The sequence below is a fragment of the Ruegeria sp. HKCCD7255 genome (genome assembly GCF_013031565.1).
GTDB lineage: Bacteria > Pseudomonadota > Alphaproteobacteria > Rhodobacterales > Rhodobacteraceae > Ruegeria.
On record NZ_WQAG01000005.1, the window covers coordinates 228,585 to 250,069 of the forward strand.

A 21,485-nucleotide genomic window follows, 5' to 3' on the forward strand; every position below is an offset into this window, starting at 1 on the left:
AACCCAAAAGAGTGACGTCTGACACTACGCTGGTGTCGCAACAATCCTAGCGGCGTATCAGCTTCCCAGACACACTGATTTGACCTCTCGCAAATGCAATCCGAGCATCAGTAAGGTCGGCCAGAGTAGATAGGTTTGGATTTCAACGTTCTCTCCAAAGGTCAGCAGGAGAACTGTGAGCAACAGCCCGAGCGGCAGCCTCCCGCGTTCCGACCTTATGGCGTCCAGGGTGACGATTGCTAAGTGACCGAGGAAAGGAACGAGAAACGCGGCAAATCCGGTCAGCCCTTTCACGAATAGCAATCCGTACCAGGTGTGATGGCTGCCGATCGGCATGTACTCAACAAGATGCGCACCGGGTCTGACTGTGCCGTGCCCGAAAACCATCGCATCCGATTGCCAGCGCTCATACGCTATACGCTGCAGAGTTTCGCGTACGCGGGTACTATCGGCGCGCGCGGATTTGAACCTGTAAAGGGCTCGGTTGCCGAATTCGACAAATACTGCGCCCCAAACGGCTACGGTGGTGGTGACTGCAGACAATAGAATCCACCCCAAGCTGCGGGCGACAATTGGCAAGAGGCGGGGTGACAGCGAGCAGATCACCAATCCGACCATACCCATTCGGGACTTGGACATAAGGATCATCAGAACTCCGGCAGCCAAGCCGATGACCTTCCAGCTGCCGTGCTTTTCTTCCAGGGCAAATAGGACCATGCAGACACCCAACAAGGCTGCGAATGGCGACCAGGGCGCAAAGAACTGCCACCGCGGCGTGCCGCTGGCGGGGTCGATTGTATACAGGTAGACCGAGAAATATTCAGGTCCCGGGCCGCCCACTGCTTTAAGGGGAGATGTAAACAGCAGATGCGGCAGACCGGCATAGGGGGCGGCAATGAGCAACGGCAGAAGGCACAAGGTCCAAAGGCCCACTACACATTGCCCTCTGACCAAAACCTCGCGCCGTATTGGCAAAACCGCCCCTGCTAGGATAAACAACGGGATCAGCGCCCAACCCTTTGCCCATCCGATAGTCGATTTGATCGTTTTGGTGGTGCCGAGGTTCCAATCCGCATGGCCTGCCCAAAGTGAGACCAGCATCACCAGCATGCCAACGCTCCAGATCCAGACCAGAGCAGGTACAGGGCCCGTTGCACGCATATCCAAACGGATCACCGGGCCGAGATAAAGTGACACCCCGGCTATCGTAGCCAACATCCAACCTAGCACCGGACCGACAACATACAGCGCGCCAAGCCCGTAGAACGGCCATGTCCAGATCAGCGTACACCAGACGATCTTTTCGGCTGGCGTTTGAGGGGCCACACGCGTCAAACTGCGGCCTCTTTCTGGTCTTTCAGCAGCTTTGAGATCAGCGGGTTCCGGATCCATGCCAGAACCAAACCCATCAGCAGCATAAGGCTTGCAACGATCCCGGCGGCAATCGAGATCTTCTTGTTCGGCGAAGACGGGCGAGTCGGCAGAGACGGGTTCTCCAGCACTTGGATCAAGGGATAGGAGGCATAGACATCGGTCTTTTTCGACTCGGACCGCGCGATGGCAGAGGCGAACACGGCTTCTGCCACGGCGAAATCTCTCTGCCGGTCCTCCAATTCAGCGGCGATAGGGGCGAGGTCTGACAGGCGCAGGGTTTCCAAACGAACTTGCGCGCGCTGTGTCGCGACATGCTCTTCCAATCCGGCGCGCAAGGCATCTTCGCGCACCAACTCGCTGAGCAACTGCGCCCGTTGCCCTTCCGGCGCGCGATCCAGTCCACCGAGCTGCTCGACCTCAAGACCAGTCACCTGCGCCGCGCGTTTTAAAGCCACCGAACGCGCCCCTTCATATTCGTTTTGGGCATTCACATAGATTGGGTGGCGCGATCCGTAGGTCGCGTCGGCTTGCGCCAGCTTTGCAGCCCCCATCGACACATCCGCAAGCAACGATAGGTACTGCGCATCAGCATAGAGTTTCAGCGTTGCCGCCGCTGCGTCGGAGGGCAGATTCAACGCGACTTGAAGCGCGGCGACACGTTCCGATTGGCGTGCCAGCTCGCTCTCCTGCGTTCGCAGCTCCTGCTTTGCACGGTCATTAGCGGCGACCTGCTCTTGGTATTGCGCGACTGATATCAGACCGCTTTGCGATTGCAGCTGTTTGATCTCGGCCCGCGTGGCCTGAATTGCGCTCGTGTAGTCTTCGATCGCGCCGGTATTGCTGGCCTCACGGGTGGCAATTTCATCGGCGCGCAGGGCGTCAATCTCAGCGAAAAAAGCGGCCACCAAGGCGTCTCCATATTGCTGAGCGTCTGCCGGAGAGGCCGCCTGAAGCTCGATATGGATCAGGCTGGTTTGATCGACCAGTTGCACCCGCGGCTTTCCAAACGCGTCCCGGTCAGCCTCTACCGCCTTGGCTGCCGCGTCGAGTATACGGTCGGCCGACAACAAACGTTTATACGTCTCGGTCGGGCTGATTGACCCGTTGGCAAAGGCGGAATTCGCGTACGAGGATGCCTGACCGATATTGGCCAGATTGACCGATGCCGAAGCGCCAGATCCTGGCAGGATTAATGATGCGTGAGAGGTGTATTTTACAGGCGCGGTCGCCAAATAGCCGCTGATCGGGGCCCAGATGCAACTCGCCCCAAGAAGGTATAATGCCACGTAACGAGGCAGGCGGCCTACATCGCTAAGGCGCCCGCCCTTTACGATGCGGCGCCACCCGAGCGTTCTGAAATTGGATCGGGAAATGCGCACCCAATGCAGAAATTGCATGTCGCGCGTGGACTCAGAGGAGTTCGAAATCTGTTGCGGCATGGAAAAACCCTTTCTTACAAGGGTGATACACCGCATCTGATCGCTGATCATTCGCTCAGCAGGCTAGGGGCCGAGGGGATTGGGAGCGTCCCCTATCCCTTCGGATAGTTAGGCCTAGTACAACCCAGCCTCGCGCGCGGCTAGGGCGGCCTGCGTTCGATTGCTGACACCAACTTTTCGGTACAAAGTCTTCATATGCAGCTTGATCGTCGGCTCTGACAGATCCAGATCACGAGCGATTTCCTTGTTGGATTTGCCCTCAGTCAGCCCTTTCAGAACTTGCCGCTCACGCTCTGTCAGTTTTTGAGCCATGGGGTGGGAGTCTTCCGGCTGCTCTGCGTTCATGAAACCCGCAGGAAGGTATTGTTCCCCCATCGCCATAAAGCGGATCGCGTTGACCAGAGATTTAGCCGGTAAAGTTTTTGGGACGAAACCGGCTGCACCAAGCTCTAGCGCGCGTTGCGCCAGATCACGCGAGGTGTCGCCGGTAAACAGCGCCACATGCTGGGCACCGTCCAAAGCGATGCAGGTTTCAAGTCCGGCCAACCCGTTCATGCCGGGCATGTTCAGGTCCAGAAGAACCAGATCAAAGGCTCCGTCGTTCTCAAGCAAAGTTTTCGCGGCTGGGAAATCCGGCGCGGTCTCCACCTCGATCCCGCCTGCTGCATCTATGAAGGCAACGAGCGTATCCAAAATAAGGTCGTGGTCGTCAGCAATAAGAACTTTCATCTCAAATCTCCGTCTGCCCCCAAACACACCCAAATGCGTTAGTAAAACATTGAACCCATGGCATGAAGCCTTCCTGACGGACAGGTGAATATCCAATCGGATAGGTCAGCGGGCCGTTTTCACCACGCTATGTGCTGCGGGGTCGTTTGAATAGACCTATTCTCCGATCCCTCTCCGGATGCTCGCCTATCGGTTGCAGGGTCTCATTGGCAGTCTGAAGCCACAGATTGTCATCGTTGATCGGAGAGTTCCATGCAGTTCCTGTCAGTCCAAGATATGCATAAAGGCGCGCAGCCAACACCCATACCAACTTTGGAAAAGCCTGAGATTTTGGGTCTGCCAGTTGTGAACGCCCGATCCGGACAGGTGATCTCAAAACTGCTGGATGGGACCCGCCGGACTGTGTTTTTCCTGAATGCACATTGCGCAAATATAAGGGCCCGCAACCATACATATCGAGCAGCTTTGGCCCGGGCAGATATGGTCCTACCTGACGGAATTGGGGTGGAGGTCGCGGCAAAGTTGCAAGGTGTCCAGCTGGCTGAGAATCTGAACGGCACTGATTTTGTGCCCAAGCTGCTGAAACGGGCCGCGCGTCTTGGGCAGTCGGTCTACCTGTTGGGGGGCCTTCCCGGAACAGCTCAGGCAGCGGCGGCGCGGTTGCAGCACATGATCCCCGATTTGGCCGTGGCTGGCACGCGCGATGGATTTGAAGAGGCCGCGCGGGTTGATGAGGCGATCGACGATATCAACCAATCTGGCGCAGACATTCTGATGGTCGCAATGGGCGTCCCACTGCAGGAGCTGTGGATAACGCGGAACCGCCACCGGCTTGACCCTCGCATCGTGCTGGGCGTGGGGGCTTTGTTCGACTTCCTGGCCGGCAATGTACGTCGGGCACCGCGCATCGTTCGGCACGCCCGAATGGAGTGGGCATGGCGGTTGGCGATGGAGCCCCGCCGCATGGCCCGCAGATATCTAATGGGCAATTTCGAATTCCTCGGGCGTGCCGCGCAGAATTCTGTCCCTAAGGTCTCAGCATGTCGCCTGCTGGACCTCACTTTGGCGGTGGTCGCGCTGTCTCTTCTGGCCCTGCCCATGGCCGCAATCGCCGCATTGGTGCGATTGGACAGTCGCGGCCCCGCCTTTTTTCGGCAGACACGTATCGGCCGAAACGGGGTGCCCTTCGCGATGTACAAGTTCCGCTCGATGACGCAAGACGCAGAAGCGCGGCGTGCGGATCTGCTCAACCATTCGGATCGTGAGGGCGTGTGCTTCAAAGTCAAAAATGATCCACGCATCACTAGCGTTGGGAAGGTTCTGCGTCGGTTCTCTCTGGATGAACTGCCGCAAATCTTCAACGTGCTGAAAGGGGATATGTCGCTGGTCGGACCGCGCCCGGCTTTGCCCGAAGAGGTTGCCGCATATCCTGACCAAGCGCTGGAGCGCCTGCAGGTTCGTCCCGGTATCACTGGCCTGTGGCAGGTTTCGGGCCGCGCGGGCATCGGCTTCGACCGCATGATCGAACTGGATACAGCCTATGTTCGCTCCCGCTCGCCCCTTCTGAACCTCTTCCTCATCGCATTGACTGCACGTGCCGTCGTGTCGGGGCGCGGCGCTTACTAATCAACCCTAGGAGCATTAATATGACACGTATTCGCAAAGCTGTTTTCCCGGTCGCAGGTCTGGGCACAAGGTTTCTGCCCGCCACCAAATCGGTGACCAAGGAGATGTTGCCGCTGATCGACCGCCCTTTGATCCAATATGCAGTGGACGAGGCCCGTGCCGCCGGGATTGATGAATTCATCTTCATCACCTCAACCGGCCAATCCGCGCTGGAGACGTATTTCGGGCGGAACTCGGGGCTTGAGCGCAAACTGAAGGATGGCGGCAAAACCACCCTGCTGAACCGTCTGCGCAGCACGAACCTTGAGGATGAGACATACAGCTTTATCCAACAAGAGAGCCCGCGTGGTCTGGGCCACGCAGTCTCTCTGGCGCGAGACTATGTCGGTGATGAACCCTTCGCGGTGATCCTGCCGGATGATGTGATCCACGCGCAGCGCCTGGTCCTGGTGCAAATGGTCCAGAACTTTGAAGGCAGCCACATGATCGCGACCGAAGAGGTTCCATTCGACCGGATCAGTGCCTACGGCGTGGTCGATATCGAGCATAGCAAAGGGCAGGTGCAACATCTCAAAGGGTTGGTTGAAAAGCCATCCGCCGATGAGGCACCGTCCGAGTTTGGCATTGTCGGGCGGTATCTTCTTCACCCGTCGATCTTCGATCAGCTGGAAGGTTTGGCACCTGGCGCAGGCAACGAAATCCAACTGACCGATGCGATCGCGGCCGATATCAAAAGGACCGGATGCCACGGCTTCGCCTTTCAGGGAGAGCGTTTCGATTGTGGATCGGTCGCCGGATACCTTGAGGCAACCACCGTTTTTGCGTTGGAACGTGCCGAGCTGCGGGACGGGTTCAAATCCATGTTGCGTCAGCGCATGAACCTCCTGTCTGCTGCTGCATGAGACCGAGGCACCTATCCGTTCGGATAGGTGCGTATCCCCATGCCCATCTGTCGCTGTGGACCTCTTTCTGGTTTCTTACGGTCAAAGAAATGGAGACTAAGATGCGTCTGTTTTTTGCGATCCTCACAGCGGCGTTCACCTTTTGCCTGACGTCTGCGCACGCCGAAGACTTGGCGGCTCCGTCAGGAGAGGTAATTCTGACCATTTCAGGCAACATCGCGCAGACCAGGCCCGACGGGGCGGCGCGGTTCGATATGGAAATGTTGCAGGCGCTGCCGCAACGCAGCTTTGAAACCTCGACGATCTGGACTGAAGGCGAGACCAGCTTTGTCGGCGTTCCCCTGTCTGTATTGCTGGAACGGATCGGAGCAGAAGGTGAGACGATCCGGGCAACGGCGATCAACGACTACGCGGTTGAGATCCCTGTGGATTCGATCTCGGAACAGGACCCAATTGTCGCCTATGAGATGGACGGTGCGGCGATGTCACGGCGGCAGAAAGGTCCGCTATGGATCGTATATCCATACGACAGTGACACCAAGTACCAGACCGAGGTGATTTACTCTCGCAGCATTTGGCAACTCGACAGGTTGGAAATCGTTAAATAGCGTGGGGTTACTATACAGTATGAAGTGGGCGATGCGGGCCAAACATTGACAAGAAATTTCCAAAACCACTCGCGTCGCCGGTGGGCTTTCGGGCTCATCGGCATCGCCGTTCTGGGTGCCCTAGCTTTGGTCGTGTTGCTGTCCGTCAAGGTGATATCCGATCTGCGCGACCGGCAGTCAGCCCGGACAGACAACGTGCAATGGACGCTGACGCAGGTCGAGGTCGAGTTCCTGTTCTACCTCAACGCGCTAGAGGCTGGTGTATCGGATGCAGAGGCAAGCACCGAAAACCTGGACCTTATCCGCCGCCGTTTCGATCTTTTTTACAGCCGTATCGATATTCTGGACACCTCGCGTCTGTTTGAAACGCTGCGAAGTGACCCGAAATTCACTGAACCTCTGAGTGACGTCTCCGCCTATCTGGAGGCCTCGGTGCCTACAATCGACGCTAGGGATCCTGGGCTCATTGCGGGGCTGCCGGATCTCTATGACGGCGCGCAGGGGATCGCTCCAAAGGTGCGAGAGCTTTCGGTCTCGGCGATCTCGTACTTTGCAAGCCAGTCGGATCATCGCCGTGAGGAAACCGCGCTCAGCCTGTTTCAACTGGCCGTTTTGTCCGGTGGGTTGTTTTTGACGCTGACTGCGGTCAGCGCCTACCTCTTGGTGGTCAACCGCAAAGCTGATCGGCGGGGGCAGGCGATTCAGCAGGCAAACCAACGCATGAATACAATCCTGTCGACCTCATTGGATGCCGTGATCGTTGTGAACGCCGCCGGCACAGTGCTGGAGTTCAACGCGGCTGCACAATCGATTTTCGGGTATTCCGAGGCAGAGGCCAAAGGGCATTCGATCGGTGAATTGATTGTGCCTTCGCATCTACGCGAGGCCCACAACCAAGGCATGGAGCGGATGCAGAGCGGAGGCGACCGTCACGTCGTTGGCAAGGGTCGCGTCCAACTTGAGGCTATGCGCAAGAATGGGGATGTCTTTCCCGTTGAACTCGCGTTGCAATCCGCCCAGGCCGGGGATGAGGAAATCGTCATCGGTTTCGTCCGCGATATCTCACAAAGCGTTGCGGATCAAAAAGAGCTTGTCTCAGCCCGCGACCGTGCCCTTGCCGGGGAAAAGGCCAAGTCGGATTTTCTGACTGTTATGAGCCATGAGATCAGAACCCCGTTGAACGGGCTGCTGGGCAACCTCACCCTTCTCAAGAATACGCGCACGACCAAACAGCAGTCTCAGTTTGTCCGCAACATGGAGATCTCGGGCCAGGTTCTGCAAAGCCATGTGGATGCGGTGCTGGATATTGCTCGGTTCGAGGCCGGCAAGCTGTCAGTCGCGCACGAGCCAACCGACCTGAACGCGATGCTGCAGAACCTAGTGGATGGTCAAAGCGGCAATGCGGCCTCGCGCGGCAACTCAATCTCTTGGCAATGGGTGGGTGGAGCCTATCCGCATGTCGCGACTGATGCGCAAAGGTTGCGGCAAATTCTGCTGAACCTCGTGGGTAATGCGATCAAGTTTACCGAAAATGGCCGTGTTTCTATTGAGGTCGAAAGATGTGAACCTGAAGATCAGGGTAAGGCACATGTATACGAAGTGCGTGTGATCGATACCGGGGCTGGCATCGCCGATGATGAGATCGACGCCATTTTTGATGACTTCTACACCAGCGATCCCTCTATCGGTCGCACGGTCGGAGGAACCGGGCTTGGCCTGGGAATTGCCCGTAGGTTCGCGCTGACCATGGGCGGTGAGGTCGGGGCGGAAAGCACATTGGGCGAAGGCAGTGTTTTCTGGCTGCGGATACCGTTGCAGCCGTCGGCGCGCGACCAACTGCTAGAAGCTGCTCAGATCAATACCGAGACCGTTCGCCCTCTGAACTTGTTGGTGGTCGAAGACAACGAGATCAACCTCGAGGTCATCTGCAACATGCTGGCGCTGGACGGTCATTGTGTAACGACAGCGGAAAATGGGCAGGTCGGCGTCGACAAGGCCAGCAGTCAGCGGTTCGACGCGATCCTGATGGATATCAGCATGCCGGTGATGGATGGACCAACCGCTGCACGCCATATTCGTGGTGGTCAGGGGCAGTCGACCGATGTGCCGATTATCGCTGTGTCGGCCAATGTCCTGCCAGATGCGGTTGAGACCTTTCGCGCCGCTGGTATGACGGCTTTCATTGGAAAACCGATTTCGCTGAATGCCCTGCGCAGGGCGCTTTCGGTGGTCACGCGCACCGACGGGCAGATTTCGGAGCATGCGCAGCCAGATCCGTTAGCGGAGTTGAAAGGCAGCCTCGGCCCTGAAGTCTTTGCCCGCCTGCATGCCAAGTTCATTGCCGAAGGGGATGAATTGGTTGAACAGCTAGAAACCGGGGCATTTGACCAGACAGATTTAAATCAAATAGCTCAGGCCTGTCACAAACTGGCTGGGAGTGCAGCAACCTTCGGCGTGGAAGAGTTTCGAGAGGCGTTAGTTGCGGTAGAGACTGCAGCCAAAGAACACAAAGACATCACGAACAAACTCGCTGCAGTCTCCACTGCTTGGGAGCGGGCGAAATCATCGCCCGCTTGGGATTGACTTAGGGCGCCAGCAGTGCCGCTGCGCCGACGATGCCAACCGCGCGGGCGACCTCGGTCAGGCCGGTAACCTTACTGTCGTAGCACGCAATCGCATCTCCTGGCAGAACATAGGGGTCATAGTCATCGCGATCCCCACGTCGCAGCAGCTTTTCGATATTGCGTTCAATAACAATCGAGTTCCCGGTCATCGGGTTGCGGGTGAACAGGACCGCGCTGCGATTGGCATTGGTGGTCTTGGCCCCACCGACGCAATTGGTATCGACTACGGCCTGCAGGTAGCGCGTGCCATAGGGTACCTCACGCACGTCTCTTCCAATGGCCGACTCTGCGTTGCCGGTGGCAGGTTGCGTGAGGTTGGACATATAAAGCGTTACGCCGGGCGGGCTGATCGGGCTGGGACGCATCAAATCATCCTGGAAACACCCTCGGCTGTTGATCACGATCTGATCCCCGGTCAGCAGCATGATGTCGGTCGGATCCGAGCCTTCGAACACCCCGCGCAGGTCCATCCGGTAGATCGTGCCCTGCCGGTGCAGCTCAACTGCTGACAGATCCGCATCCGGGCGCACACCTCCGGAAGCGCGAATGGCGACCGAGAGGTTGCGCGCCTCGGTCGAGGCACCCAGCACGCCCTGACGCCCTCGATCCAGTGCGTCGCCGGGGATGCCTCCGATCTCGACCGAATGGGGTTCAAACACCGCGCCTTTCACGCCGACAGTGACCGAGGCGAAATCGCTGATGCGCGCCGTGACGCGCGGGGTACTGTCGTAGAACTGTGCGGCTACCAGAACCCGGGCCACGTCCCGCTCGACCTGCTCGGTCGTTCTGCCCTGCGCGCGCACCTGCGGCAGGTACGGCAGCTTCAGGTCGCCATCGCGGGACACAACATAGGTGTCGCTGAGAAGCTCATCCCCGTCGATGGTGATCTGCACCATATCATTGCGCGAAAGTTTCTCGCCCAGCAAAGGGCTAAGCGCGGGTTTAGACCATTTGGCAAAGGCGTCAGTGCCCTGATCCCCGGTCGGAGGCATACAGGCGCGCCCGTTCAAGTGTTCCGCTTGCAGCAAGGGCGCATTTGCCCGGCGCCGTGATGGGGCACGGTACTGGGCCTGATAGCTTTCGCCTTTTGCGACGGGTTCGATGTTGCGCGGGGTCTTCATGCTGCTGCAACCCGATAGAGCAATCGCGCTGACGGCTCCTAAAACCAAAACTTTGAAATGTCGTTTCATTTTGAACTCTCCTGAACTGCATCAACAGCTACAGCAGTGTCTCGATGTGTGTCAGACCGGCATCGGGATTGCCGTTTATCCCAATCGGATAGGTCGCTCGCCCGATGGTTCGTCTGGCTGTCCGCCCGCGTCTGGGACAGGGATGTCGCTGCCAATTAGAACTGATCCCAACAATGTTTTTGGACACTTGGCGATATGACTCAGCGATTGGTACATTCCAGTTTCCTGCGGCACCTGCTAGCCTATGCGGTGTCCGAAGTGGCGGCAAAAGCCTCACGTCTTGCGGTGGTCGTGGTTGTGGCCCGCACCCTCAGCCCCGAGGCTATAGGGCTGGCTGCCGCTGCCCTCGCGGCAGGGGATATCCTAAAGGCGCTAACCGAGAACGGCGTGGGGCAGAGGATCATCCAAGCCCCGCAGTCCGAGCTGGAACAGCGCTGCAACACCGCGCATCGTATCTTCTGGGTCTGGTGCGGGGCGCTGTTTTTGCTGCAGGTGACCATCGCCATTGCCCTCTATGCGATAGGGCACCAGACCCTGGCGCTGCTGCTCGCTATTCTGGCCGGAGAGTACCTGTTCATGCCCGCCGGTCTGGTGCAGGCCGCGCTTGCGATGCGTGAGGGCAAGCTACAAAAGACAGCCGCTGTTGCCGGAGGGCAGGTGGTTGGCGCAAATGCTATGGCCGCGCTACTGGCGCTGCTCTGGGCCTCGCCGCTGGCTTTGGTGCTGCCCCGATTGCTGGCCGCCCCGATTTGGCTGGTCCTGATGCGCCGTCTACGTCCCTGGGCATCAAACGCGAAGCGCGGGTTTGCCGCCCTTCGCCCCTTTGTTGGCTTTGGCTGGGCTGTTCTGGGGGTTGAGGTTGTCAAAGTTCTGCGTTTGCAGGCCGACAAGCTTGTGGTTGGCGCGATGCTGGGGGCCGAGAGCCTTGGCATCTACTTCATGGCTTTCAACGCTGGGCTCGGCTTGGCGACATCGTTCACGCAGGCCTTTTCAGTCGTTCTTTTCCCACATCTTTGCGCAGCCCCGGATAAAACCAAGGCCCTGCGTCATGGGCTCGGCACGTCCCTCCTGGTGCTGAGCCCGTTGGTTTTGCTGCAAGCCGCGCTTGCACCGATCTACGTGCCGCTTCTGCTGGGTGCTGAGTGGCAGCAGATTTCACCGGTGGTCTCGGTCTTGTGCCTTGCTGCATTGCCCAGCGTCATCTGGTCCGCCGTGGCCGGCTGGCTGCGGTCCGAGAACCGCGCGATCACCGAGCTACGAGTCAGCACGGCCCTTGCATTCGCATTGATCCTCAACACCGCGATCATGGCGCCGTTCGGGCTGATGCCGGTGGCGATGGGATACCTGATGACCAGTGCTGCCCTCATGTTGATCGCCTCTTGGGTTCTGCTGCCTCGGGATCAAAAGACAACAGAGAGGTTCGGCTTCCAATGACCCGCTTTACCATCATCGTGCCGTTTAACACCGATGCGGACACAATTGCTGACACGCTGACCAGCATTCGCGCGCAAAGCTTCACGGAATGGGAGGCGATCTGCGTCGGCGATCGTCCCTCGAAGGCGTGCCTGTCCATTGTGCTGAATCACATTGCCCAAGACCACCGTATCCGGATCGCAAGCAGCCCCTTCGATGGCCCAAGTGCCGCCCGCAACTATGGGGCCGAACTGGCCAAGGGAGACATGCTGGCGTTTTGCGATGCAGATGATCGGTGGCACAAGGACAAGCTGGCGCAGCTGAACGAAGCCTTCCAATCCTCTTCGACGGATGCTGTTTTTGGGCAAATCAGGTTCTTCGCCGATCAGCTCGGAGATTCTCAGACATGCTCGAGGGTTCCTAACGCACCACTGACCATTCAGGACCTGTTGGCTGAGAACCCGGTCTGCACCATGTCCAACCTTTCAATCCGTCGCGAGGTCTTTATCGCCGTTGGCGGGTTGGACGCGAGAATGGTGCATAACGAAGACTTGGAGCTGTTGATCCGCCTCGCAGGCGAAGGGTTCACCATCAAAGGGGTGGATCAATTTCAGGTCTGGTATCGCACCAGCGCCCGGGGCTTGTCCTCGGATTTGGCTGCCATGCGCGCTGGGCGGGCCTACGCGGTCAAAACAGCCGCATCATATGGCGTGTTCCCGTCACGGTCGTCCGAGGCCGTCTATCTGCGCTATCTCGCCCGCCGGGCGTTGCGGTTGGGGCATCAGGGTCAGGCGCTGTCTTACACACGCAAAGGCTTGAGCCTGCATGCGCGCAGTTTTCTGCTGCCCCTGCGCCGAGGACTGCCTACCGCCGCAGGGGCCGCGCTGGCCCCGATCCTACCCCAAGCGATCAAAAGCGCGTTGTTTTCCTAAGAATTCTGAAGGAGATCACCATGCCCACAGCATCCATCGTCGTACCCGCCTACAATGCCGAAGCAACCTTGGCCGAAACGCTCGCCTCACTGCAGGCGCAGACCTATGACGATTTCGAAATCATCATCGTCGACGATGGATCGCAGGACGCGACCTCCGAGATTGCTCGCGCGCACCAAGGCGACACACGCGTACGACTTGTCGGGCAAGCCAATCGTGGGCTGGCGGGGGCAAGAAATACTGGCATCGCTGCCGCGCGGGGTACATTAATCGGCTTTTGCGACGCCGACGATCTGTGGATGCCCGAGAAGCTGGCGGCTCATGTTCACCATCTCAAGGCCGAACCGGACGTGGGGGTTAGTTACTCCGGCAGTGCCTTGATCGACGAAGCGGGGTGCATGATGGGGATCAAACAAGCACCCCGCCTGAAGAATGTGACCGCAGCACATGTTCTGAACCGCAACCCGATCGGCAACGGATCGGCGGCCGTTATTCGAAAGACAGTGCTGGAGGCTTTGGCCTACCGCCCGAGCTTTGAAACCGAGCGGGATTGGGTCTTCGATGAGACCTTCCGGCAGTCCGAAGATATCGAATGCTGGATGCGGCTGATGTTGAAGACCGATTGGCAGATCGAAGGTGTTCCGGGGCTGCTGACCCACTACCGGATCAATGCAGGCGGGCTTTCGGCGGCTTTAGATCGCCAGTTAGAGGCGTGGGAGAGGATGGTCGCGAAGCTGCGCCCGCTGAACCCTGAATTCTTTGCCCAGCACGAACCCTCGTCCCGTGCTTATCAGCTGCGCTATCTGGCGCGGCGGGCTATCACCAACCTCGATCGGGACAAAGCTTGGGAGTTGTTTGCACGCAGCGTCCAGGAAAGCCTCCGCCCGGTGTTTGAGGAACCTATGAAAACGTTCAGCACTTTCGCCGCAGCCCTTGTGTTGAAAACGTTTGGACCCGGCCCGATCACCCGGCTGGGACAAATGAAATCCAAACTGCAATCGATCTGAGAGAGGCGTCATCATGGAACAGAAAAAGATACTCCACCTGGTGGACGACACGACAGCGGGCGGCGTGATGCGGATGCTCGACCATCTTTTGGCGCAATCAGATCTGTCCGAAACGGTCGATCAAAAGGTGTTGAAGGTCAAACGGACTGCATTTTCTTGGGGCAAACTGAATGCGGATGTCATCGTGTCCCACGTCGTACCAAGCTGGAGAAGCTTACCCGCGTTCTCGGCGCTTCGCGCAATGCATCTGGACACTCGACTGGTCCATGTCGAGCACAGTTACACCCGGGCATTCACCACTCTGAATGTCCCACACAAACGTCGGTTCTTTGCAATGCTGAGGGTGATCTATTCCTTCTTCGATCAGGTGGTCGCGGTCAGCCATTCGCAGTCGGGCTGGATGAAGGAAAGACGCCTGGCCGCCTCGGAAAAGCTGACCGTCATTCCTCCGACCGTTGATCTTGAGCAGTTGTCGCGCAACACGATGCCTCCCAAGTCAAAGACCACAATTGGTGCCATCGGGCGGCTCGAGCAGCAGAAAGGCTTCGACATCCTGATCCAAGGCTTTCGGTTAACCCGAACGCCGGCCGCGCGTTTGTTGATCTTTGGCGAAGGCAGTCAGCGTTTATACCTTGAGACACTGGCAGAGGGTGACCCGCGCATAGAATTTCGGGGCCACGCCGAGGACCCTGCAGAGGCCTATCAAGCCGTCGATATCGTTGCGATTCCGTCGCGTTGGGAGGCCTACGGACTTGTGCTGGACGAAGCGCTTGCCGCGAAGCGCAATGTGATCGCCAGTAAAGTTGATGGGTTACGTGACCGTGAAGGAGATACGAGAGTTTCATTCTGCAACCTTGACCCTTATGATTGGCGACTTGCGATCAATAATTTTCTGCTTTCCAACACTATTGAGAAAAGCAGCTGAATCAAAATTTGACACTGGATCTTTTGTGTTTTAGCCGAGCCATTCGCTGCAAAATCAATTGTGATTTCAAAGAAATTGCCTGAGGCCAGCTTTGCGTTTTGTGCGCGAGCCTACTTAGCGCAGTAAATCTTGGTGCCCTCTGTGGACTGCGAGCGGTTATTGCCTTGTGCCAAGTGGACGGCAGCTATGTCCGCACCTCGGACGTAGCTCCGTCTTGTGTGAACATCCACTGTCGGGCTGAAGCGGGCATTCGTCCCTAGCCCCCAATTCGACAGCCTTCAAAGATCACCAAGAGCCTTACCTCAGGGGGGATGGCCCTTTGAAAATCATGCCCCGCAAAGTCGGCGAGCCTCAATGGCACACGCAAGGCTGACTGTGGGGGTAGGCCGGGGGGCGGGTTAGTCAGGTAGGTGCAGCCTATCATCGAATGGTCAAGCCAATCGGCGCAACGTAGCCATCGGATGAGCAATCCTGTGCGATGGCCCCATGTGGTCGCCATGTGGTCGCCTGTCCACTGTGGGAGCACGCGGACAATCCTATAAGTCTTTGATTTCATGGTGCTGCTGGAGAGAATTGAACTCTCGACCTCTCCCTTACCAAGGGAGTGCTCTACCTCTGAGCTACAGCAGCGCTGTGGGCGGGTGATTAGACTCAAACGAAACGCGGCGCAAGGGTGTCTGGACGGTTTTTTGTGTCTGCTGTAGAGAAAGACAATGGCAGACAAAAACTCACCAAAAAAACAGGGCAAATCCGGGGATGCACGCGAAGACAGGTTGAAGGCCGCATTGAAGGCCAATCTGGCGCGACGCAAGGCGCAGGCCAAGGCGCGGGCGACCTCGGAGGCAAGGCCGGAGCAGGACAAGGACTAAGAGCAGATGGATTCGATTCTGGTGACGGGCAATGGCCCGCTGAACGGGCAGATTCCGATTGCCGGGGCAAAGAATGCGTGTTTGACGCTGATGCCGGCGACCTTGCTCAGCGAAGAACCGCTGACGCTGACCAACGCGCCGCGGCTGAGTGACATCAAGACAATGACCCTGCTGTTGCAATCGCTGGGGGCCGAGGTGTCGGCCTTGCAAGACGGGCAGGTTCTGGCGATGTCTAGCCACGCTTTGACCAGCCACACGGCGGATTATGAGATCGTGCGCAAGATGCGGGCCTCGAACCTTGTGCTGGGTCCGATGCTCGCGCGGCTGGGGCAAGCCGTTGTGTCTCTGCCCGGTGGCTGTGCCATTGGTGCGCGACCGATGGACTTACATATCGAAGGGCTTGAGGCGCTGGGCGCCGAGATTGAGCTGAAAGACGGGTATTTGCACGCCAAAGCACCGGTTGGTCTGAAGGGCGGAGTGCATGAGTTGCGGTTTGCCTCCGTGGGTGCGACGGAAAACATCGTCATGGCCGCCACCTTGGCCAAGGGAACGACCGTGTTGAAAAACGCAGCGCGTGAGCCTGAGATCGTCGATCTGGTGGAATGCTTGCGCAAGATGGGCGCGCAGATTGCGGGTGAGGGTACCTCGATCATCGAGATCCAGGGCGTTGATCGATTGCACGGTGCAACGCATCAGGTGGTGACTGACCGGATCGAACTGGGCACCTATATGCTGGCTCCGGCCATTTGCGGCGGTGAGGTCGAGCTGTTGGGGGGGCGCATGGCTTTGGTCGAGTCCTTTGCGGCCAAACTGGATGAGGCCGGGATCGCTGTCAGTGAAACCGAACAGGGGTTGAAAGTGACCCGCAAGAACGGGCGCGTGAACGCGGTGGATGTTGTGACCGAGCCGTTCCCGGGCTTTCCGACAGACCTGCAGGCGCAGATGATGGCCCTGATGTGCACGGCGGACGGCGTTTCTGTTCTGGAAGAGCGCATTTTTGAGAACCGTTTCATGCATGCGCCTGAACTGATCCGCATGGGGGCTCAGATCGATGTACAGGGCGGGACGGCCACCGTAACCGGGGCCGACAAGCTCAAAGGTGCACCGGTGATGGCCACCGATTTGCGTGCATCGGTGTCGTTGATCCTGGCCGGTCTGGCGGCAGAAGGTGAAACTCGGGTAAACCGTGTTTATCATCTGGATCGCGGCTATGAGCATGTGGTGCGCAAGCTGGAAGGCGTTGGGGCCAAGATAGAACGGATAAAAGGCTGATGAGTGACGCAAGTTTTGATGATGGCCGCGAGGCCCCGCTTAATCTGGGTGCGCAAGACAGCGATGACCTTCAGGTGATCTCGACACTTGTGCAGGATGCGGTGTTTCCTGTCACCGAAATGACCTGGCGCCCGTCCAAGCGCCGGTTTGCGTTGCTGTTGAACCGGTTCCGCTGGGAGGACAAAGACGCTGCCGCGCAGCGCAATCGCCCATTTGAACGGGTGCAATCGGTCTTGGTATTCGATGATGTGCTGTCTGTATCCAGCCAAGGAATAGACCGGCGCGACAAGGACATGATCCTGTCGCTCTTATCGGTCGATTTCGAGGCAGGTGAAGACGGCGCGGGTCATATCTTGCTGACCCTGGCCGGCGACGGTGCGATCCGTTTGCGGGCCGAGGCCTTGGACGCAACTCTGAAGGACGTCACCCGGCCGTATCGGGCGCCATCGGGTCACGCCCCGCACCATCCAGAATAAGCGCGGCAAAGTTGGCGCGTTTTCCCGGTCCAAGGCAGGGTTGGCAATACGTCGTGCCACCGTGTTCGACGCGTTCGGGATCAGCCAGACACTCATCCGGTCGATAACACAACTTTGTGTTGCGGATCATGGAAACGACGCCGATCTTCTTGCGCTTTGGACCCGGAACAAAGATCCGGAATCGGTTCGAAACTGGCTGCATTCGGGCGCTGAGATCTGGGTGGCAGAGCGCACCGGTCAGATCGCTGCCGTGGGCGGGTTGAAAGACCGCGATTTTGTAACCTTGCTCTATGTCGATCCGGCGCATGTCCGGCTTGGCGTTGGTCAGGCCCTGCTGCAGATGCTGGAGGAAGAGTTGATCGGGCAGGGGTGTTCTGAGGCCGGTCTTGTCGCAACGCAGACCGCGCGGGCGTTTTATCTGCGCTACGGCTGGACCCAATCCGCTGCACCCGAGGATTGGCATGGTATCTCGCAATTCCCGATGCGCAAATCGCTGCAGTCAGCCGAGTAAGGGTTGAGGGCATGCGGGCTGGGCGATAAGACCCGTTGAAACGCCCTGGAGAGCCCGATCATGCCCGTTTTCTTAGACACGACCTCGCCCGACTTTGAGACGGGTTTCACCGCGCTGCTTGGTGCAAAGCGTGAAGACAGCCCGGATGTCGATGCTGTTGTCTCTGAGATCATCGAAGATGTCCGGGCGCGGGGTGATGCGGCGGTGCTGGAATTGACGGCCAAGTTCGATCGGCTGGAGCTGACACCGGAAACAATGGCCTTTAGCGCGTCAGAGATCGACACGGCCGTGGACAGCGTATCGGACGACGAACGCGCCGCACTGGAACTGGCGGCTGAACGGATCCGGGCCTATCACGAACGCCAGATGCCTTCGGATCAGCATTGGGTGGATGAGGCTGGCGCAACACTGGGGTGGCGGTGGTCGGCGATTTCGGCTGCAGGCCTTTATGTGCCGGGCGGATTGGCTTCCTACCCGTCTTCGGTGTTGATGAACGCGATCCCGGCCAAGGTTGCCGGTGTGCAGCGCTTGGCTATCGCTGTTCCAACGCCGGATGGTCAGATCAACCCGTTGGTTTTGCTGGCGGCAAAGCTCTCGGGCGTTGATGAGGTCTATCGCATCGGCGGCGCACAGGCTATCGCGGCGCTGGCCTATGGTACTCAGACAATCGCGCCGGTGGACAAGATCACCGGGCCCGGCAACGCCTTTGTTGCGGCTGCGAAACGCCGGGTTTTCGGCAAGGTCGGGATCGACATGATCGCAGGCCCGTCCGAGATTTTGGTGATCGCTGACAAAGACAACAACCCGGATTGGATTGCTTTGGATCTGCTCAGCCAGGCCGAGCATGACGAAAGCGCGCAATCGATCCTGATTACGGATGATGCGGAGTTTGGCCGCGCCGTGGCGCAGGCGGTTGAGGCGCGTCTTCAAACCCTGGAACGTCGCGCCATCGCCGGGGCCAGTTGGCGCGACTTTGGCGCAGTGATCACGGTTCGCGATCTCGACGAGGCCGCAAGCCTGTCAAACCGGATTGCGCCTGAGCATCTGGAACTCTGCGTGGCCAACGCACAGGCGCTGAGCACCAAAACGGTGCACGCGGGTGCTATTTTTCTGGGGCAATACACTCCCGAAGCCATTGGCGACTATGTTGGTGGGCCAAATCACGTGCTGCCGACGGCCCGCTCAGCGCGGTTTTCTTCGGGGTTGAGCGTGATGGATTTCCTCAAACGCACGACGATCAGCCAGATGACACCCGAAGCCTTGCGCCGTGTTGGCCCGTCAGCCGCAACGCTGGCTGCATCGGAAAGCCTGGAAGCCCATGGATTATCCGTCCTGGCGCGGCTCGAGCGGTTGAATCAGCAGTGATGGCGGCTTGAGGAAAGGCGGAAACCTTGCGGAAAGACCCCGGGCTTTGAGGGGGTTGTCACTTAGCGCAGTTGTAAGGTCGAAGCGCGCGTTCAGTGTTTGCTGTGAAGCATCCGGTGCGTCTGACTGTCCGTTGCCCATCTGATGGGGTTGATATAGGTCTTAGCCGAATTGAATAGATCGCAGCACACATGACCCGAATCTCGCATATCGAACTGGACGACAGTAACCTTCCCCCGCCGACCCCCGAGATCGAGCAGGAGCGCAAGGTTGCCATCTATGACCTGCTCGAGGACAACACCTTTACCCTACCGGCGCGCGATGATCGGGCGATCCCGGATGGGCCGTATCACGTGCAGCTCTCGATCCGCGACAAGCGACTGGTTTTCGACATTGCGACCGAGGCGGAAGAAAAAGCAGCAGAGTTCCATCTGTCTCTTGGGCCCTTCCGGCAGGTGGTAAAAGACTATTTTCAGATCTGTGAAAGCTATTTCAACGCGGTCAAGAACTTGCCCCCCAGCCAGATCGAAACCATCGATATGGCCCGGCGCGGTATCCACAACGAAGGCAGCCGCGTTTTGCAAGAACGGCTGGAAGGAAAGGCCGAGGTTGATACAGATACCGCCCGCCGCCTGTTCACGTTGATTTGCGTGTTGCACTTTGGGGGATGACGGGTGACGCCTCTGCCACAGTCCCTTCTGTTCTGTTGCGACCACAATTCGGTTCGGTCCCCGATGGCCGAAGGTATCATGAAGAAATTCTATGGCACCGGTACCTATGTGCAATCTGCCGGTGTTCATAACGACCTTGAGATCGACGGCTTCTGTATTTCGGTTTGCCACGAGATCGGGGTCGAGCTGTCGCGTCACCGCTCGCGCTCGTTCGACGAGATGCAAGAATGGGGCGATGATCTAAGCTCGTTTGATCTGATCGTTGCGCTTTCGCCTGCAAGCCAACGCCGGGCGTTGGAACTGACCCGGATCTTCCACCTGGATGTCGAGTATTGGCCAATCATGGACCCGACAGGGATGGGTGAGACCCGCGAGCAAAAGCTGCATCATTACCGGCAAACACGGGATCAAATCATTCAACATCTTAGCAAACGTTGGGGCCCACCGACGGAGTGATCATGAACCAGACTGTGAAAACCTATTTCGAGGCATTCAATGCAGGCGATGTTGCCGGAATGCTGGCGTGTCTGTCGGATGATGTGGCACATCATGTGAATGAAGGTCAGGTACGCGTCGGCAAGGAAAAATTTGCGGATTTCTGCGCCCATATGAACCGCTGCTATCGCGAACACCTGACGGATATCGTGGTGTTCGAGGCCAAAGGCGGCACCCGCGCCGCCGCTGAATTCATCGTCAACGGAACCTATCTTGAAACCGATGACGGGCTGCCTGAGGCTCATGGCCAAAGCTATCGCCTGCCTGCGGGATCGTTCTTCGACCTTGACGGTGGCAAGATCACCCGTGTGACGACCTTTTACAATCTGGCCGATTGGACCAGGCAGGTTGCAAATGGCTGAGATCTCGGAGGTTCGCGCCTTGACAGGAACCGCGCTTGAGGCGGTCTTGGACGATGTTGCGAAGCTGCGGATCGAAGTGTTTCGCGATTGGCCTTACCTGTACGATGGCGATCTGGCTTACGAGCGGACCTATCTGCAATCCTACCGGGACAGTGACAAAGCCATAGTCGTGGGTGCCTTTGATGGCCCCACCCTGGTTGGCGCTTCTACCGGTGCCCCTCTGGCTGATCACGCCGACGATTTTGCAGCGGCGTTTGAGGGCACCGGCCTTGATCTGTCTGACATATTCTACTGTGCCGAGTCGGTATTACTGTCCGACTACCGGGGACAGGGCGTGGGCCACACATTCTTTGATCTACGCGAGGCGCATGCCCGCGAAAACGGTTTCAGAAAATGCGCCTTTTGTGCGGTTCAGCGCCCTGAAGACCACCCAGAGCGGCCTGACGACTATCGCCCGCTTGACGCATTTTGGTGCGCGCGCGGATACGAGCCTTTGCCGGGCGTGATCGCGAATTTTTCGTGGAAAGATGTCGGACACGACAGCGAGACGTCAAAGCCACTGCAGTTTTGGATCCGCGATCTTTGACGCAATCTGCGTGCGCCAACGCATCTCAGGTTTGATTTCGGTTTTGAGTTTTCCCTAAACCGTTGTAAGTTTGTTTCCTGTTAGTCGTGTAATTTTTCTTGTTTTGGAA

At 58.1% G+C, this 21,485-nt stretch carries 21 protein-coding genes and 1 tRNA gene; 17 read left to right on the forward strand and 5 right to left on the reverse strand.

Going from position 1 to position 21,485, the window contains the following annotated elements:
• Positions 1-57 precede the first annotated feature (57 nt).
• The 3 genes from GOX45_RS11865 to GOX45_RS11875 all read right to left on the reverse strand — a co-directional run bounded on the left by GOX45_RS11865 (position 58) and on the right by GOX45_RS11875 (position 3,542).
• Entirely contained in the window at positions 58-1,326 is a 1,269-nt protein-coding gene (locus GOX45_RS11865; RefSeq protein WP_371808974.1) for an O-antigen ligase domain-containing protein, read from the reverse strand.
• A 5-nt stretch (positions 1,327-1,331) separates the two neighbouring features.
• On the reverse strand, positions 1,332-2,813 hold the full coding sequence (locus GOX45_RS11870; RefSeq protein ID WP_171101136.1) for a hypothetical protein: 1,482 nt from the start codon (positions 2,811-2,813) through the stop codon (positions 1,332-1,334).
• A 114-nt stretch (positions 2,814-2,927) separates the two neighbouring features.
• Entirely contained in the window at positions 2,928-3,542 is a 615-nt protein-coding gene (locus GOX45_RS11875; RefSeq protein WP_171101138.1) for a response regulator transcription factor, read from the reverse strand.
• A 480-nt stretch (positions 3,543-4,022) separates the two neighbouring features.
• Between GOX45_RS11875 and GOX45_RS11880 the strand changes: the two genes are divergently transcribed.
• The 4 genes from GOX45_RS11880 (at position 4,023) to GOX45_RS11895 (ending at position 9,261) form a co-directional block, all read left to right on the forward strand.
• A complete protein-coding gene (locus tag GOX45_RS11880; protein ID WP_371808972.1) occupies positions 4,023-5,168 on the forward strand; it encodes a sugar transferase in 1,146 nt (381 codons plus the stop codon).
• 20 nt (positions 5,169-5,188) lie between these two features.
• The gene (locus GOX45_RS11885; protein WP_170636891.1) at positions 5,189-6,070 is read left to right on the forward strand and encodes a UTP--glucose-1-phosphate uridylyltransferase; all 882 of its coding nucleotides are present in this window, start codon (positions 5,189-5,191) and stop codon (positions 6,068-6,070) included.
• 101 nt (positions 6,071-6,171) lie between these two features.
• Positions 6,172-6,678: a molybdopterin-dependent oxidoreductase gene (locus GOX45_RS11890; protein WP_171101140.1), complete on the forward strand. Its 507-nt coding sequence runs from the start codon at positions 6,172-6,174 to the stop codon at positions 6,676-6,678.
• A 45-nt stretch (positions 6,679-6,723) separates the two neighbouring features.
• Positions 6,724-9,261, forward strand: coding sequence for an ATP-binding protein (locus GOX45_RS11895; protein ID WP_171101142.1), 2,538 nt, complete (start codon positions 6,724-6,726; stop codon positions 9,259-9,261).
• A gap of 1 nt (position 9,262) precedes the next feature.
• On the opposite strand, the gene GOX45_RS11900 is transcribed toward GOX45_RS11895, so the two are convergent.
• On the reverse strand, positions 9,263-10,492 hold the full coding sequence (locus GOX45_RS11900; protein WP_171101144.1) for a polysaccharide biosynthesis/export family protein: 1,230 nt from the start codon (positions 10,490-10,492) through the stop codon (positions 9,263-9,265).
• A gap of 195 nt (positions 10,493-10,687) precedes the next feature.
• Between GOX45_RS11900 and GOX45_RS11905 the strand changes: the two genes are divergently transcribed.
• Genes GOX45_RS11905 through GOX45_RS11920 form a run of 4 tightly spaced genes read left to right on the forward strand, consistent with a single transcriptional unit; the run spans position 10,688 to position 14,769 of the window.
• Complete coding sequence (locus tag GOX45_RS11905) at positions 10,688-11,926, forward strand: oligosaccharide flippase family protein (protein WP_171101145.1); 1,239 nt, start codon at positions 10,688-10,690, stop codon at positions 11,924-11,926.
• Entirely contained in the window at positions 11,923-12,837 is a 915-nt protein-coding gene (locus GOX45_RS11910) for a glycosyltransferase (RefSeq protein ID WP_171101148.1), read from the forward strand. Before GOX45_RS11905 ends, GOX45_RS11910 begins: the two co-directional genes overlap by 4 nt.
• A 20-nt stretch (positions 12,838-12,857) precedes the next feature.
• Positions 12,858-13,844, forward strand: coding sequence for a glycosyltransferase family 2 protein (locus GOX45_RS11915; protein ID WP_170636897.1), 987 nt, complete (start codon positions 12,858-12,860; stop codon positions 13,842-13,844).
• Positions 13,845-13,857: 13 nt separating this feature from the next.
• The gene (locus GOX45_RS11920) at positions 13,858-14,769 is read left to right on the forward strand and encodes a glycosyltransferase family 4 protein (RefSeq protein WP_171101150.1); all 912 of its coding nucleotides are present in this window, start codon (positions 13,858-13,860) and stop codon (positions 14,767-14,769) included.
• Between the two features lie 555 nt (positions 14,770-15,324).
• Here the strand turns inward: GOX45_RS11920 and GOX45_RS11925 are convergent.
• Positions 15,325-15,399, reverse strand: a tRNA-Thr gene (locus tag GOX45_RS11925).
• 83 nt (positions 15,400-15,482) lie between these two features.
• Between GOX45_RS11925 and GOX45_RS11930 the strand changes: the two genes are divergently transcribed.
• The 9 genes from GOX45_RS11930 to GOX45_RS11970 all read left to right on the forward strand — a co-directional run bounded on the left by GOX45_RS11930 (position 15,483) and on the right by GOX45_RS11970 (position 21,376).
• A complete protein-coding gene (locus tag GOX45_RS11930; RefSeq protein WP_171101152.1) occupies positions 15,483-15,638 on the forward strand; it encodes a hypothetical protein in 156 nt (51 codons plus the stop codon).
• Between the two features lie 6 nt (positions 15,639-15,644).
• Positions 15,645-16,910 (forward strand): UDP-N-acetylglucosamine 1-carboxyvinyltransferase, encoded by a 1,266-nt coding sequence (murA, locus tag GOX45_RS11935; protein WP_171101154.1) that lies wholly within the window; start codon positions 15,645-15,647, stop codon positions 16,908-16,910.
• Entirely contained in the window at positions 16,910-17,386 is a 477-nt protein-coding gene (locus GOX45_RS11940; protein WP_171101156.1) for a DUF2948 family protein, read from the forward strand. Before murA ends, GOX45_RS11940 begins: the two co-directional genes overlap by 1 nt.
• A gap of 40 nt (positions 17,387-17,426) precedes the next feature.
• Positions 17,427-17,897 carry a GNAT family N-acetyltransferase gene (locus GOX45_RS11945; RefSeq protein WP_217350391.1) on the forward strand — a complete coding sequence of 157 codons (471 nt, stop codon included), beginning with the start codon at positions 17,427-17,429 and terminating at the stop codon, positions 17,895-17,897.
• Positions 17,898-17,957: 60 nt separating this feature from the next.
• On the forward strand, positions 17,958-19,262 hold the full coding sequence (hisD, locus tag GOX45_RS11950) for a histidinol dehydrogenase (protein WP_171101158.1): 1,305 nt from the start codon (positions 17,958-17,960) through the stop codon (positions 19,260-19,262).
• Between the two features lie 191 nt (positions 19,263-19,453).
• A complete protein-coding gene (locus tag GOX45_RS11955) occupies positions 19,454-19,933 on the forward strand; it encodes a UPF0262 family protein (protein WP_171101160.1) in 480 nt (159 codons plus the stop codon).
• 3 nt (positions 19,934-19,936) lie between these two features.
• Positions 19,937-20,389, forward strand: a complete 453-nt coding sequence (locus GOX45_RS11960; RefSeq protein WP_171101162.1) for a low molecular weight phosphatase family protein — start codon at positions 19,937-19,939, stop codon at positions 20,387-20,389.
• A gap of 2 nt (positions 20,390-20,391) precedes the next feature.
• Entirely contained in the window at positions 20,392-20,790 is a 399-nt protein-coding gene (locus GOX45_RS11965; protein ID WP_171101164.1) for a ketosteroid isomerase-related protein, read from the forward strand.
• A complete protein-coding gene (locus tag GOX45_RS11970; protein WP_171101166.1) occupies positions 20,783-21,376 on the forward strand; it encodes a GNAT family N-acetyltransferase in 594 nt (197 codons plus the stop codon). Before GOX45_RS11965 ends, GOX45_RS11970 begins: the two co-directional genes overlap by 8 nt.
• Positions 21,377-21,485: the final 109 nt, after the last annotated feature.

Coding starts and splice junctions, on each gene's coding strand:
- GOX45_RS11870 (WP_171101136.1), bottom strand. CDS start 2,813: ATGCCGCAACAGATTTCGAACTCCTCTGAGTCCACGCGCGACATGCAA.
- GOX45_RS11875 (WP_171101138.1), bottom strand. CDS start 3,542: ATGAAAGTTCTTATTGCTGACGACCACGACCTTATTTTGGATACGCTC.
- GOX45_RS11880 (WP_371808972.1), top strand. CDS start 4,023: ATGGTCCTACCTGACGGAATTGGGGTGGAGGTCGCGGCAAAGTTGCAA.
- GOX45_RS11885 (WP_170636891.1), top strand. CDS start 5,189: ATGACACGTATTCGCAAAGCTGTTTTCCCGGTCGCAGGTCTGGGCACA.
- GOX45_RS11890 (WP_171101140.1), top strand. CDS start 6,172: ATGCGTCTGTTTTTTGCGATCCTCACAGCGGCGTTCACCTTTTGCCTG.
- GOX45_RS11900 (WP_171101144.1), bottom strand. CDS start 10,492: ATGAAACGACATTTCAAAGTTTTGGTTTTAGGAGCCGTCAGCGCGATT.
- GOX45_RS11905 (WP_171101145.1), top strand. CDS start 10,688: ATGACTCAGCGATTGGTACATTCCAGTTTCCTGCGGCACCTGCTAGCC.
- GOX45_RS11910 (WP_171101148.1), top strand. CDS start 11,923: ATGACCCGCTTTACCATCATCGTGCCGTTTAACACCGATGCGGACACA.
- GOX45_RS11915 (WP_170636897.1), top strand. CDS start 12,858: ATGCCCACAGCATCCATCGTCGTACCCGCCTACAATGCCGAAGCAACC.
- GOX45_RS11920 (WP_171101150.1), top strand. CDS start 13,858: ATGGAACAGAAAAAGATACTCCACCTGGTGGACGACACGACAGCGGGC.
- GOX45_RS11930 (WP_171101152.1), top strand. CDS start 15,483: ATGGCAGACAAAAACTCACCAAAAAAACAGGGCAAATCCGGGGATGCA.
- murA (WP_171101154.1), top strand. CDS start 15,645: ATGGATTCGATTCTGGTGACGGGCAATGGCCCGCTGAACGGGCAGATT.
- GOX45_RS11940 (WP_171101156.1), top strand. CDS start 16,910: ATGAGTGACGCAAGTTTTGATGATGGCCGCGAGGCCCCGCTTAATCTG.
- hisD (WP_171101158.1), top strand. CDS start 17,958: ATGCCCGTTTTCTTAGACACGACCTCGCCCGACTTTGAGACGGGTTTC.
- GOX45_RS11955 (WP_171101160.1), top strand. CDS start 19,454: ATGACCCGAATCTCGCATATCGAACTGGACGACAGTAACCTTCCCCCG.
- GOX45_RS11965 (WP_171101164.1), top strand. CDS start 20,392: ATGAACCAGACTGTGAAAACCTATTTCGAGGCATTCAATGCAGGCGAT.
- GOX45_RS11970 (WP_171101166.1), top strand. CDS start 20,783: ATGGCTGAGATCTCGGAGGTTCGCGCCTTGACAGGAACCGCGCTTGAG.